This window comes from Lactobacillus paragasseri (assembly GCF_003584685.1).
Taxonomy (GTDB): Bacteria; Bacillota; Bacilli; order Lactobacillales; family Lactobacillaceae; genus Lactobacillus; species Lactobacillus paragasseri.
In genome coordinates this window covers 1004083-1016075 of record NZ_AP018549.1, presented here as the reverse complement: position 1 = coordinate 1016075, position 11993 = coordinate 1004083, and the positions used below count along the sequence as shown (strand labels likewise).

The following is an 11993-nucleotide window of genomic DNA, read 5'->3' as shown; positions in this document are numbered from 1 at the left end:
GTAAAATAGTTAGTAATTACAATTGCTCATTGAGGGAGATCATTTCAAGTAAACTTTGGGCAGTAGAAGAGCCTTCGTTGCCTGCTTTTAAGCCCGCCCTTTGCAAAGCTTGTTCAATATTTTCTGTAGTTAAAATACCAAAAGTGACTGGAATTTTAGCTTGTAAATTCATCTGCATAATCGCATTAGTTACGTTTTGAATAATCATGGCATAATGATCAGTTTCACCCTTGATTACTGCACCGAGAGTCATAATTCCAGCATATTTATCAGATTTAATTAGTTTTTGAGCAGTGAAGGCTATTTCAAATGCTCCTGGTACCCAGATGACATCAATTTCATCGTCTTGGATTCCGAATTGATGAAGTGTTTCTTTAGCACCGCGAACCAAATTTTTAGTAACAATTTTATTAAATTTAGCTACGACAATCGCGATTTTTCCATGAGTATTAGTGAAGTTTCCAGTATATTCAGTCATTATTCAACCTCCTTGAGTTCTAATAAATGATGAAATCTCTTTTTCTTAGTTTGTAGGTAAAAACGATCAACATCATTAGATGCAAGTTCTAATGGAATACGTTTATTAATCTTAATACCGTAATCGTTTAATTGGTCAATTTTATCAGGATTATTAGTTAGCAAATTGATTTCTTTGATCTTCAATTCTTTGAAAATCACAGCACCAACCAAAGGATTCTTCCAAGTTTGGAAGCGTCCTTTTTTAGCTTCTTGTAAAGCTAAATTCATATAATATTGGTCTTTTTCCATTTAAATCACTTCCTAACAGAACAAAAAAAGAACCTCGAAGCTAAACTTCGAGGTTCAGAAATAGTATGCAAGTTAAAAAATAATTCAAGTACGCAAATAAGCGTAGATTAAAATTATCCTTCTTCCATCTAGACTATAACTATCGGTACCATTAAGGGTTCAACCGCTTGCGCGGGTTGCGGACTTTACCGCCGGTCGGGAATTTCACCCTGCCTCGAAGAACATTTATTTAATTCTCATTCGGCATAAAGCTGCTTTTCTTTTTTGTCAAATGATATTTATAGGGCTCTTTTAAAGAATTTACTGAAAAGTAAAGCAACGATTGTTTTTATTGTACATAACTTCAATGAAGGGATGCATAAATTATTTGATCGTGAAATCCATTTGGTAAAAGAATAAACGAAACATCACAAATTTCAGTGGATTGATACTGGAGTCTGTGATGTTTCTTTATGTATAAAATTTGAAATTAATTATTGATTTTGATTATTCTTATCAATTTAACTGCTAAAACTCAAACTTTCTCATAAAGATTGGGTGAGTTTGGTGGTCTAGGTAACTAGCGGTTTTAGGCGTGATTTCTAAAACACCTAAATCTTTTTTGCTGCCTCAACATCGTCAACGTAAATTTCATTTAAATGAGAATTTTTGATTGCTGGTTTGTTTAGTTAAAATATCTACCATAGTATGACCTTCCTTGTCCTGAACGCCTATCAGCATTATTATAGAATAAAAGACTGACATTTTTTGACAGGAAAGCTTGCACAACTATGAAAAAATCTGAACGACTTAATCAAGAACTACTATACTTAACCGATAAAAAGATCTTTCATTTAAAAGAACTAGAAGAAAAATTTGCAATTTCTGAACGAACAGCTTTGCGAGATATTACCGATCTAGAGCAGTTAGGCTTAGCTTTTTATAGTGAAACTGGGCGTAGTGGTGGTTATTACATTACTAATAGTAAGTTACTATTGCCCATCCGTTTTAATACGCAAGAGATCAACGCTATCTTTTTCGCTTTACAGGCAATAAAAAATCTTAGTGAAACGCCATACAGTAATGAATATCAAAAGATTCAGACTAAATTACTAAAGAATCTACCTCAAAAATTACAAAACCAAATTAGTCTTCAAAAAGAATTTGTTCACTATATTAGTCAGCCAAGCTTGAATGAAGTACCTTTTTTTACTTTGCTACTTAAAGCTTGTCTGAATAATAGCGTAATTTTAGCGCGAAATTTTCAGTTTATTAAAGAAGAACAAAAATTGCAGTTGCTTGATATATTCTACCAAGCAGGGAATTGGTTTTGTCATGCTTATAATTTGGATTTAAAACGTTGGTTTGTCTTGCGGCTTGATAAATTTGAAACAGTAAAGCTACTAAATACTAAACAATCGGTGATGAATAAAGAGCAATTACTTGATAGCTTCCGGCAATATGAACGGGAGCATTATTGCATCCCTTATCAATGTCAGTTAACCAAAATCGGTGAACAAAAAGTTGAGTATAATTCATACCCAATCATGCAAATTGACCATAAGCATGGAAAAATATATCTGAATGGTAAATATAACAAGGAAGAACTACATTATTTAGTCGACTATTTGATATCTCTGGGTTCTGAAGTAAAAGTATTAAAGCCAAAAGAATTAAAGAATAGCTATTTGGAAAAGTTAAATGAAATAATTCAGCAATATTAATTTGCTAATTCTGACATAGGTTGTCAGGATTAAGGAATAAAGTAAAACTGAAAGGTTTTAGGAGGTAGAATTTATGACAAAGATAATGAACGAAGATTTTTTAGACGTTTTAGAAGATAAAGGACCAGCAACGATTATTTCCATCAATGGCAATCCAGCTAGTGTGGTTAATACTTGGTCACAATATATTAATGTGGTTGCGGATGATACTATTTTGATTCCGGCTGCTGGGATGCATTCAATTGAACAGGATTTCAAGAAAGATTCTAAGCATGAATTAACGATTACGATTGGTTCTTATAATTATCAAGGAATCGCTGGTATGGGTCGCGGGTATCATATTCACGGTAGTGGTCAATTTATTAATGAAGGTGCATATTTTGATCAAATGAAAGCACAATTTGATTGGATTCGAGCAGTATTAGTGGTTAAAATTCATGATGTTGAACAGAAAATATAGTAAAAAGTTTGGAGATTAGCTCCAAACTTTTATTTTTTACGCTTTTTCACTTAAATCTTGATTATGCAAAAGTACTATAATTGAAAGAAAAGATTTAAAGGAATAATCAATAACAATAATTGAACTGAAAAACGTTAATTATCAAGTGGGAAAACGAACTATTTTAAATAATCTATCTTTTGGGATAAAAAATGGTGACTTTTTAACTTTAATTGGTCCATCGGGAGCGGGAAAAAGTACAATTCTAAAATTAATTGCGAACTTAATCAGTCCCAGTTCGGGCACTATTTTTTATCATGGTAGCGATATTCAAAAATTAGACCCAATTAAGTATCGTCGACAAGTAATGTACTGCTTTCAGCAGCCGGTTCTTTTTGGCAAAACTGTTAAAGATAATTTATCTTTTCCCTATCAAATCAGAAATAAAGAAGTAGATTTAGCCAGGCTAGATTCATTATTAAAGATTGTAGATTTACCAGCTGAATTTTTAAATAAAGAAATAAATTCTTTGTCAGGCGGTGAAAAACAAAGAGTTGCTTTAATTCGAAGTATTGTCTTCTTACCCAAAGTGCTATTACTTGATGAAGTTACAGCGGGATTAGATGGAAAAAGTAAAGAAATAGTTCATCGTTTGATTGAATCTGTCCATCGACAAGGGACAACTATTGTACAAGTGACTCATGATCAGAGTGAAATTCAAGTAGCTAAAAATGTTTTAGAAATTAAAAGTAGGGGCTTAGTAAATGAAAAAAGTAGAGGCTTAGTAAATGAAAAATGTAACGGTTAGCAACTTATCCTTAGTTTTAGCTTTTGCGCTAGTATTAGTATCAATTGCAATTTCCGCAAAAGAAAAGCTGGGATTAACCAAAGATATTTTATTAGCGTAATTCGGGCAATCGTGCAATTAGTGATTATCGGTTTTGTTTTAAAATTTATTTTTCATATAGATACCCGTCGGTTAACGGCTGTTCCGATAAATAGTGTTTTTATCGTCTTCATTTGCAGTGGTTTGATTGGCGAATTAAGTTTTCTATTTAAAACGGACTTATCGTATTTACTAGCATTTATTTTTCATCTTATTGGAACCCTTGCATTATTTTCAATAATGATGTTTTTAAATAATTGGTTGATTAATTGGTAAACTTTATTCATTTTTATCTTTGCTTACGCGATGATTCGGTTAGTCATTAGATTGACGCAGGAACGCGATATTAGGCGGATAAATCAAGAAGCGTAATAAACAAAAAGTTAAATTCAAATAATCTTACTAAAAGTACGAGCACTTAATTTTCAATATTAAGTGCTTTTTCTTGATGGTTATCAATTTTTGTAAAACTCATTTCTCCTAAACTAAAGCATGTAAAACAAAGGAGAATGTAAATGGTAAAGATTCAACAATTTTTTGTTAAACATCAAAAGATAATTTTGGCACTTAATACTGTGCTGATTTTATTTGCGGAAACAGCTAAGTGGTTATTCCATATCAATGCTGCTTATCAAGTTTTGATGCTAATAGTAGGAATTATTGGCTTAATTCCAATTTTGTTAACAGCTATTTCATCATTAAAAGTAAAATTAGTTTCTATTGATGTCTTAGTATCGTTAGCAGTAATTGGTGCTATTGTTATTGGCGAATTTAATGAAGCGGCGATTGTTACCTGGCTTTTTGCATTAGGTGATGTTCTAGAAGAACTTACCCTTAAAAAGACTCGTAAAGCTGTGTCTGATTTAACTAAAATGGCGCCAAAAACTGCGTTGGTTTTGCAAGATGACGGAGCAACGGAAGAAGAGGACATAGATTTTATTGATCTTGGTGAAAAGATTTTGATTAAAACCGGCGATCAAGTCCCAGTTGATGGAAAAATTGTCGCAGGTTCAGGCTATTTAAATGAAGCCAATGTTAATGGTGAGTCAAAACCAGCTGATAAAAAACAAGGTGATCAAGTCTATGCCGGAACAATTCTAGAAGATGGTACCTTGACGGTAGAAACTACAGCAGCTGGAGACGATACTACCTTTGGTAAAATTATCGAAATGGTAGAAGAAGCTCAAGATTCTAAGTCTCATACTGAAAAATTAATCAATCGTTTTTCTAAATACTATACTCCAGCGGTATTAGTGATTGCGATTATCGTAGGCTTAATTACTAGAGACTTCAAATTAACGATTACAGTAATGGTTCTAGGCTGTCCCGGTGCTTTGGTTATTGGCGTTCCCGTTTCAACTGTCGCTGGTATCGGTAATGGGGCTAAGAACGGCGTGATGTTTAAAGGCTCACAAGTAATGGATGCGGCTCGTAAAGTTGATGAGATTGCCTTTGATAAAACCGGTACGTTAACAGTTGGCCATCCTGAGGTAAATAAAATTGAAGTTTTGAGTGGTAATAAGGATGAAATTATTAATCTTGCTGCCAATATTGAATCTCAAAGTAATCACCCGTTAGCCAAAGCAATGGCTAAACTAAGTGAGCAGAAGATTGATCAAATCGAGACTAAGACAGTTAAGGGCAACGGGATGATAGCTGACTTGGATCGAGAAAAATATTATTTAGGGAATTTAGCTTTAATTGAGGAAAATACCTTTGCTAATTCTAAATTAACTCAAGTGGTTAATAAATTAAGTAATTTGGGAAACTCTGTTGTAGTCTTAGCTAATAGTAATCAAAGTAAATTGGCTGTTTTCGGCATTAAAGATCGTCTTCGCCCAGAAGCAGAAACTGCATTAAGGCAATTGAAGCAACTAGGTATTAAGAAGTTGATTATGCTTTCAGGTGATAATCAAGAAACTGCTCAACAAATTGCGGCTGATTTGCCAATTGATGAAATTCATGGGCAAATGTTGCCAGCAGATAAGGCACAATTTGTTAAGAAGGAACAAGAAAATGGTCATCATGTTGCCTTTATCGGTGACGGCATCAATGATAGTCCGGCGTTAGCTAATGCCGATATTGCTATTGCGATCGGTAGCGGTACGGACGTTGCAGTCGATGTTTCAGATATTGTTTTAGTTAAAAATGATTTGCGTAAAATTGCCGATGCTTTATCAATTTCTAAACGAACGGTTTTAAATATGAATGAAAATATTGGGATTGCATTGTTAACTGTGTTGTTATTGTTTATTGGATTATTTACAGGTTATGTCGAGATGGCTAATGGCATGTTTATTCATGAATTCAGTATCTTGGTCGTAATCTTAAACGGCATGCGTTTAATTAAAAATCATCGAAAAGTTGACGGCCATCAATTTTCTGATAAAGAAAAAGATTTAGCATTAAACATGTAAGGAATAAGAAAGGAAGATTTTTATGCAAAAAGTAATGATGAAGTTAGGTGGCATGACTTGCCCATCTTGTTTAACCAAGATTGAAAAGGCAGTTGAAGATGTCGATGGTACAGATCAAATCAAGGTATTATTTAATGCCGGTAAGTTAAAGTTCATGATGAATACTGATAAGGCTAATGTTGACGATGTTAAAACAGCAATCGAAAAGATGGGCTATGAAGTCAAGGGTGTAAAGGCAAAGGAGCTAGACTAATGAAGGCTGAGGAAGCATACAAGGCAGAATTAAAGCAAAGTGATATTGATCATCATACGCCTACAGCGGGTGCAATGGTGGATCACATTATTGCTAATTTATTAATCCATACTTTGAAAATAGATCAAGCTAAGTTCTTCGCCAAGGGGTCGGCTAGTTTATTTTTAGAACAGCGTGCTGATGAGTGGATCAGATATGAACAGAATGAGTTTAACCAGTTAAATCAAATTTTAGTTAATAACGGCGAAAGTATTCCTACCACTACTGATCAATTTAAAGAATATACTATGCTTGAGGAGAATGGAGCAAGTAAGTACGAAAATGGTCAAGATCAACTTTTCGCTTTAGTAAAAGACTTTGATACACAAATTTTATTTATTACTAAAGCAATTGCCTTAACTCAAAAAGAAACTTGGCCAGAATTGAGTGCTAATTTGATTGAACTGCTAGCCTGGATTAAGGAACAAATCCGTCAATCGCAAAACTTTTTAGGTCATGAATTGCGTGAAAGATTATATACTGAAGAAGATGATGACGACGATGATTTTTAACTAAAGGAAGTTTTTAGATGGCAGAGTTATGTGTACATTTAGTTCCATTATTTAATGCATTACCAATAAATGATCAAATGCAAATAGAAGAACTAGTTCACCATCAAAATTATCAAAATGGTGAATTAGTAATGGATCCTACTTCAAGTAATAATTTAGTAATTGTTGCTCATGGTGGTGCCCGCCTTTATACTTTAGACGAAAATGGCCGTGAAAATATTACCCAGATTTTAAAGACGGGTGATTATGCGGGTGAAAACTGGTTATTTGGTGAAGCAAATACGAATACTTATGTGGAAGCTACAGAAAATAGTGATATTTGTTTACTCAACCGAAATGATTTTTTAGCTTTAATGAAAAAGAAGCCAGAATTAAGTATTCAACTCTTAGAACAAAATATTATTAAAGTACGTGCTATGCATAAGCAAATTCAATTATTAAGTTTGCCTAAGGTAGAAGATCGACTATTGAGTTATTTACAGGCTTATGCAAAACAAGTGAATAAAAATTCATTTACTTTGCCCCTAAAAATGAAAGATTTAGCCTTGTATTTAGGCACTACTCCCGAAACTTTATCGCGTAAATTTGTACTGTTAGAGAAGCAGGGGAGCTTAAAACGAAAAATACGTCATATTGATTTATTATAGTTATTAAAGATCTACGAACTAACTGGTTCGTGGATTTTTTGATTATCGGAAATTAATAAAGAGTAGTTTTTAAATTCAAAAAGGAGATGCTCCTTTAATAAAATTTTATTAAAGGAGGGAGACAATATGTCACTAATTTATATTCGTCAAGCAGCCAAAAATGACCTTGAACAAATCATGCCGATTATTGATGAGGCAAAAAAGTTTTTAAAAGAAGAGGAAAATCCGCAATGGCAAAGTGGTTATCCCAATGTTGAGACTATTACAGCCGATATTAAAGACGGGGCCGCTTGGGTCTTAATCGTTGATCAGAAAATTGCTGTTTATACTGCGATTACGGATGGACCTGATCCTAATTACAAGCAGATTGATGGTAAATGGAAGAATGATCTTGATCCTTATGTGGCCATTCATCGCGTTGCAATTTCTGATGAGTATCGCGGGATGCACCTTGCTAGCTATTTAATGAGCAGTTTGACTTCAATGCACTATGCGGAAAGCATAAGGAATTATCGCGTTGATACTTTTCGAACTAACGACGTAGTTTGGCATATTGTTGAAGACGCTGGCTTTGTAAAACGTGGCAATATTAAGAATATGGATCCAATTGATTCATACCGTGTTGCTTTTGAATTAAATTTATAGTTTTAGAATGAATAGAGGGGGCTTAATTGCATCCCTCTTTTTTAGTAGCATCTAATTAAAGGAAACAAAAATTATGAAAATTGGATTTATCGGTATCGGTGTAATGGGTACAGGGATTATTAATAACTTACGGAAAAATAATTATGATGTAACTGTCTATAATAGAACAAAAGCTCATGCGCAAACAGTTTTGGATAATGGGGCTAAATGGGCGGACAATCCAGCTGAACTAACTAAAAAAGTTGATATTTTATTCACTATGGTTGGCTTTCCAAAAGATGTTGAAGATATTTATTTTGGTCAGGATGGTATCTTGATTGTCGCCAAAGCTGGTCAATATGTTGTCGATATGACCACGAGTAAACCTAGTCTGGCACAAAAGATTGATCAAATTGGTGAAGAAAAAGGCTTACATATCTTAGACGCTCCGGTTTCTGATGGGGATATTGGCGCCAAAAATGGAACTTTAACGGTCATGATCGGTGGCCATAAAGAAGACCTTAATCATTTGCATGATTTATTCATAACCTTTGCTAGCAAATTAAATTATTTTGGCAGTTATGGTAGTGGACAACATGCTAAGATAGCTAATCAAATTATGATTGCTGGAGAACCATGACTGGCATGACCGAAATGCTGGTATATGCTAAAGCGGCACATTTAAATTTAGAACAAATTTGTCAAACCTTGCAGTCTGGTGCAGCAGAAAATTTTAGTCTAGATTCATATGGTCCAAAAATATTGCAGGGTGATTATACACCTGGTTTTTTTGCTAAACATTTTTTAAAAGATTTGCGTATTGCCTTATAAGAAGCTGATAAGATGCAGTTAGATCTGCCTGCGACTGAAGAAGCAAGGCATTTATATGAAATCTTGGTTGACCAAAAGAAATTGGGCAATGATGGAACACAAGCTTTGATTATGTTGTGGTGGAAGTAATGAGTTTCAGAACATCATTAGCTGATAAAATGCGGCAGCTGCTGTGGTTTCACTAATTTGTTTTGTACTCACTTTTATCTTAAAAAATAGAACTAAACCAGAATTATAGTGAGATCAATGAAAATATATAATTACATCAATAAAGTTAAAAAATTAGATATTCTTTTGTCAAAGGAGATTGCTCAAATATTATTACGACAGGGCGTTCCTTTTACTAAATCACAAATTGAAGTAGTTATGTATTTATATCATCATCAAGATCAAGTTGTGTATCAGCGTGACTTGCCAGATATTTTGGGAATTACGCGACCAATGACTAATGGGTTAGTAAAACATCTGATTCAGAAAAATGCTGTAAAATTAATCGAAGATTCAGATGATTCAAGATTAAAGCGTATTAAATTAATGCCAGTAGTAATAGCGGAATATTGATTCTCGAACTGCTGCTTTTGCTAAAGAATTTAACCAAATGGAAGGTAAGATGACCAAAGGCTTTACTCAGAAGCAGCGTTATGAGTTCGATCAATTGTTGGTAAGAGCTATTAAAAATTTAGAAGAAAAGTAGGAAAATGAGCTTCATTTTTTGGTGTAAAGCTCATTTTTCTTTTTTATGATAATTTTTGATATTAAAATGATATTTTAATTATCTAAATCACGTATCATTATTAATGGAAAGAGGTGACAAAATGCAAAAAATTGCTTATTATAATTCTCCCGTTGGTCAAATTTTACTAGCCAGTGATGAGCAAGGCTTAACTGGCTTGTGGCTTCGTAGTGATCGCTTTTATGCTGATAATTTAGCTAAAGATCATCAACTTGGTAAAAATAAATATTTAGATGATGCTATTAGATGGCTTGATCTCTATTTTGAAGGAAAGAATCCTAAGTTTTTACCTAAATTACATTTAATTGGAACAGATTTTCAAAATCAGGTCTGGTTAGCCTTACTAGAAATTCCTTACGGTGAAGTTACTACTTATAAAAAAATTGCAGAAAAAGTAGCTGGGCGAGCAGATCATTTACCCATTCGAGCAGTAGGGAGTGCAGTAGGTAGAAATCATATTGCTTTAATTGTACCTTGCCATCGTGTAATTGGTAGTAATGGCAATCTTACCGGTTATAGTGGGGGGATTGACAAAAAAATCCAACTTTTGCAGTTGGAAGGAATTGATATTAGTAAATTTTCGCTGCCGGCTAACTATAAATGACGACTTTGTTTAAGCGGTAGTTGCGCTAGTTTAAGAATTTTCATTCGAGTCGAGGCAAATGTAGCAAATAAAGGTAATAGATATTCATTAATTGTGTGATTTTGCTTGGAACCAAATTGATAATCAGCTAAACGTGCACCCGTACTGACCGCAACTAGCACTTCCTTGTTATCAAGTGCGTGTCCTTTACTACCATAAGCCCAGCCATGTTCAAGAACCAAATCAAACCATTTTTTCATAAGTGGGGGAACACTGTACCAGTACATTGGAAACTGAAAAACAATTCGGTCACTTCTTAATAGGGCATCTTGTTCTGCTTTAATGTTGATATTTTCATCTGGGTAAGGTTCATAAATATTCCTAACTTCTGTTGTTATATCTTTAATTAGCGCTTGGTTTACACTGGACTCTTTTAAGTCGGGGTGAAATAGAAAAATTGTTATTTTCATTTTGTTATCTCTCCTAATTCAATTTTAGTCAGTATAAAGTGTAACGTTGCGCTATAGTCAAGAGAGTAATTAAAAATAGATTTTTTAAAGTAGCATTAGGATGATAGTATTTTTAAGATTTTGAATCAAAAATTAATGGTAAAGATCTGGATATATAGACATCTTTATGTTTGTTATATTTGGTTGAGATATATGTCTAAGCATATTTTTGATATTGTTGACGGCATTCATTAAAAGTTTAAAAGATTCAAATTCAATTTAAATATTATGAAAATTCAGCTTCAAAAATATCTACATTATTGGTACTTATATGCTCAATAACTGCAAAACAAACGTTTTCAACAGGAGAGGACTCTGCCCAAATTTGATGCCACATTTTGGCCACTTCTTTTCCTCGAAAGCCGAAAGCACCGGCGCCCCAAGCTCCTAGGATTAAATTATTTACGTGATTTTCTTCAGCAATTGTTTTTACAAAATACATTCTATTTTGTAAAACTTCGCATGCTGTCCTATAAGAGATATTATCAAAGTTTGCACGGTTATAACACGGTGCAGCACAGGTTATAACGTCGAATTTATTTACTAATGTACCGTCTAAATTAGTAAAAACAATATTTGGACTATATATTGCACGATTTTGGTATAGATGATAATTAATGTGTTCACGATTCCATTGATAAAAATCAGTAAAATTAGTTAATACTGAATATAAATTAGATTCATGACATAGCACTTCTTCTTGAGCTCCTGAACCATTTAAGTAACCACCTCCAGGAGTTAGATAATCTGCAAAATTTAAAATTGCTGTTTTTAAATTAGGGTAAATATTTTTCAAATTGTTTGCAGCATGGCTGTATTTTCCTCTTTAAAAGATAAATTCGCATAATGAGTATATTTTATATGTGGTTTTTGTAAAAAATCTTTTGGACTATAAATTTTACTTTGCTTAATACTTAAATTAGTTTCATTAGTATATTTGTTTTCCATTATTTTTAAGCGGCTTTTAGCCATTGCAATGCGTTTAGCTACAATTCCCATATAGAATCTCCAAAATTAAAAAAGGTATTTATTGATTTATAGATATTATC

15 protein-coding genes, 3 pseudogenes and 1 riboswitch are annotated in these 11993 nt (G+C 33.3%); of the genes and pseudogenes, 13 read left to right on the top strand and 5 right to left on the bottom strand.

The window, feature by feature from the left end; genetic code table 11:
• Window positions 1–16: 16 nt before the first annotated feature.
• Window positions 17–478: a 6,7-dimethyl-8-ribityllumazine synthase gene (gene ribH / locus LpgJCM5343_RS04950; protein WP_077958915.1), complete on the bottom strand. Its 462-nt coding sequence runs from the start codon at window positions 476–478 to the stop codon at window positions 17–19.
• Window positions 478–768: a GTP cyclohydrolase II gene (locus LpgJCM5343_RS04945; RefSeq protein WP_101890727.1), complete on the bottom strand. Its 291-nt coding sequence runs from the start codon at window positions 766–768 to the stop codon at window positions 478–480. Before LpgJCM5343_RS04945 ends, ribH begins: the two co-directional genes overlap by 1 nt.
• A 112-nt stretch (window positions 769–880) precedes the next feature.
• Window positions 881–994, bottom strand: a riboswitch (FMN riboswitch).
• A 62-nt stretch (window positions 995–1056) separates the two neighbouring features.
• On the opposite strand from LpgJCM5343_RS04945, the pseudogene LpgJCM5343_RS09700 reads away from it, so the two are divergent.
• The 13 genes and pseudogenes from LpgJCM5343_RS09700 to LpgJCM5343_RS04880 all read left to right on the top strand — a co-directional run.
• Window positions 1057–1167 (top strand): annotated as a pseudogene (locus LpgJCM5343_RS09700) (ABC transporter permease); the annotation flags it as partial.
• Window positions 1168–1538: 371 nt separating this feature from the next.
• On the top strand, window positions 1539–2471 hold the full coding sequence (locus LpgJCM5343_RS04935) for a helix-turn-helix transcriptional regulator (protein ID WP_077958918.1): 933 nt from the start codon (window positions 1539–1541) through the stop codon (window positions 2469–2471).
• Window positions 2472–2544: 73 nt separating this feature from the next.
• Window positions 2545–2931 carry an FMN-binding protein gene (locus LpgJCM5343_RS04930; RefSeq protein ID WP_101890726.1) on the top strand — a complete coding sequence of 129 codons (387 nt, stop codon included), beginning with the start codon at window positions 2545–2547 and terminating at the stop codon, window positions 2929–2931.
• A 109-nt stretch (window positions 2932–3040) separates the two neighbouring features.
• Window positions 3041–3718 (top strand): ABC transporter ATP-binding protein, encoded by a 678-nt coding sequence (locus tag LpgJCM5343_RS04925; RefSeq protein WP_077958920.1) that lies wholly within the window; start codon window positions 3041–3043, stop codon window positions 3716–3718.
• A pseudogene (locus tag LpgJCM5343_RS09605) lies at window positions 3699–4072 on the top strand (ABC transporter permease). The gene LpgJCM5343_RS04925 and the pseudogene LpgJCM5343_RS09605 overlap by 20 nt, the downstream one beginning before the upstream one ends.
• Window positions 4073–4311: 239 nt before the next feature.
• Window positions 4312–6213 carry a heavy metal translocating P-type ATPase gene (locus LpgJCM5343_RS04915; protein ID WP_003648811.1) on the top strand — a complete coding sequence of 634 codons (1902 nt, stop codon included), beginning with the start codon at window positions 4312–4314 and terminating at the stop codon, window positions 6211–6213.
• Window positions 6214–6235: 22 nt separating this feature from the next.
• On the top strand, window positions 6236–6466 hold the full coding sequence (locus LpgJCM5343_RS04910) for a heavy-metal-associated domain-containing protein (protein WP_020807828.1): 231 nt from the start codon (window positions 6236–6238) through the stop codon (window positions 6464–6466).
• A complete protein-coding gene (locus LpgJCM5343_RS04905; protein ID WP_003648812.1) occupies window positions 6466–7017 on the top strand; it encodes a hypothetical protein in 552 nt (183 codons plus the stop codon). The genes LpgJCM5343_RS04910 and LpgJCM5343_RS04905 overlap by 1 nt, the downstream gene beginning before the upstream one ends.
• Before the next feature lie 17 nt (window positions 7018–7034).
• On the top strand, window positions 7035–7664 hold the full coding sequence (locus LpgJCM5343_RS04900; RefSeq protein WP_101890725.1) for a Crp/Fnr family transcriptional regulator: 630 nt from the start codon (window positions 7035–7037) through the stop codon (window positions 7662–7664).
• A 126-nt stretch (window positions 7665–7790) separates the two neighbouring features.
• Window positions 7791–8309 carry a GNAT family N-acetyltransferase gene (locus LpgJCM5343_RS04895; RefSeq protein ID WP_101890724.1) on the top strand — a complete coding sequence of 173 codons (519 nt, stop codon included), beginning with the start codon at window positions 7791–7793 and terminating at the stop codon, window positions 8307–8309.
• Window positions 8310–8382: 73 nt separating this feature from the next.
• Window positions 8383–9248, top strand: a pseudogene (locus tag LpgJCM5343_RS04890) (NAD(P)-dependent oxidoreductase).
• Between the two features lie 117 nt (window positions 9249–9365).
• Complete coding sequence (locus LpgJCM5343_RS04885) at window positions 9366–9680, top strand: MarR family transcriptional regulator (RefSeq protein ID WP_250881801.1); 315 nt, start codon at window positions 9366–9368, stop codon at window positions 9678–9680.
• A gap of 254 nt (window positions 9681–9934) precedes the next feature.
• The gene (locus LpgJCM5343_RS04880; protein ID WP_039156529.1) at window positions 9935–10456 is read left to right on the top strand and encodes a methylated-DNA--[protein]-cysteine S-methyltransferase; all 522 of its coding nucleotides are present in this window, start codon (window positions 9935–9937) and stop codon (window positions 10454–10456) included.
• Here LpgJCM5343_RS04880 and LpgJCM5343_RS04875 read toward each other — a convergent pair.
• The 3 genes from LpgJCM5343_RS04875 to LpgJCM5343_RS09600 all read right to left on the bottom strand — a co-directional run bounded on the left by LpgJCM5343_RS04875 (window position 10447) and on the right by LpgJCM5343_RS09600 (window position 11943).
• On the bottom strand, window positions 10447–10905 hold the full coding sequence (locus tag LpgJCM5343_RS04875; RefSeq protein WP_101890723.1) for an NAD(P)H-dependent oxidoreductase: 459 nt from the start codon (window positions 10903–10905) through the stop codon (window positions 10447–10449). The two genes, LpgJCM5343_RS04880 and LpgJCM5343_RS04875, sit on opposite strands and share 10 nt — an antisense overlap.
• A gap of 265 nt (window positions 10906–11170) precedes the next feature.
• Window positions 11171–11740: a TIGR02452 family protein gene (locus LpgJCM5343_RS04870; protein WP_250881800.1), complete on the bottom strand. Its 570-nt coding sequence runs from the start codon at window positions 11738–11740 to the stop codon at window positions 11171–11173.
• Window positions 11737–11943 carry a hypothetical protein gene (locus tag LpgJCM5343_RS09600; RefSeq protein ID WP_250881799.1) on the bottom strand — a complete coding sequence of 69 codons (207 nt, stop codon included), beginning with the start codon at window positions 11941–11943 and terminating at the stop codon, window positions 11737–11739. Before LpgJCM5343_RS09600 ends, LpgJCM5343_RS04870 begins: the two co-directional genes overlap by 4 nt.
• Window positions 11944–11993 lie beyond the last annotated feature (50 nt).

Excerpts from the sequence above, each read along its gene's own strand:
- LpgJCM5343_RS04900 (WP_101890725.1), top strand. The coding sequence starts at position 7,035 with ATGGCAGAGTTATGTGTACATTTAGTTCCATTATTTAATGCATTACCA.
- ribH (WP_077958915.1), bottom strand. The coding sequence starts at position 478 with ATGACTGAATATACTGGAAACTTCACTAATACTCATGGAAAAATCGCG.
- LpgJCM5343_RS04915 (WP_003648811.1), top strand. The coding sequence starts at position 4,312 with ATGGTAAAGATTCAACAATTTTTTGTTAAACATCAAAAGATAATTTTG.
- LpgJCM5343_RS04905 (WP_003648812.1), top strand. The coding sequence starts at position 6,466 with ATGAAGGCTGAGGAAGCATACAAGGCAGAATTAAAGCAAAGTGATATT.
- LpgJCM5343_RS04945 (WP_101890727.1), bottom strand. The coding sequence starts at position 768 with ATGGAAAAAGACCAATATTATATGAATTTAGCTTTACAAGAAGCTAAA.
- LpgJCM5343_RS04895 (WP_101890724.1), top strand. The coding sequence starts at position 7,791 with ATGTCACTAATTTATATTCGTCAAGCAGCCAAAAATGACCTTGAACAA.
- LpgJCM5343_RS09600 (WP_250881799.1), bottom strand. The coding sequence starts at position 11,943 with ATGGGAATTGTAGCTAAACGCATTGCAATGGCTAAAAGCCGCTTAAAA.
- LpgJCM5343_RS04880 (WP_039156529.1), top strand. The coding sequence starts at position 9,935 with ATGCAAAAAATTGCTTATTATAATTCTCCCGTTGGTCAAATTTTACTA.
- LpgJCM5343_RS04930 (WP_101890726.1), top strand. The coding sequence starts at position 2,545 with ATGACAAAGATAATGAACGAAGATTTTTTAGACGTTTTAGAAGATAAA.
- LpgJCM5343_RS04875 (WP_101890723.1), bottom strand. The coding sequence starts at position 10,905 with ATGAAAATAACAATTTTTCTATTTCACCCCGACTTAAAAGAGTCCAGT.
- LpgJCM5343_RS04885 (WP_250881801.1), top strand. The coding sequence starts at position 9,366 with ATGAAAATATATAATTACATCAATAAAGTTAAAAAATTAGATATTCTT.
- LpgJCM5343_RS04935 (WP_077958918.1), top strand. The coding sequence starts at position 1,539 with ATGAAAAAATCTGAACGACTTAATCAAGAACTACTATACTTAACCGAT.
- LpgJCM5343_RS04910 (WP_020807828.1), top strand. The coding sequence starts at position 6,236 with ATGCAAAAAGTAATGATGAAGTTAGGTGGCATGACTTGCCCATCTTGT.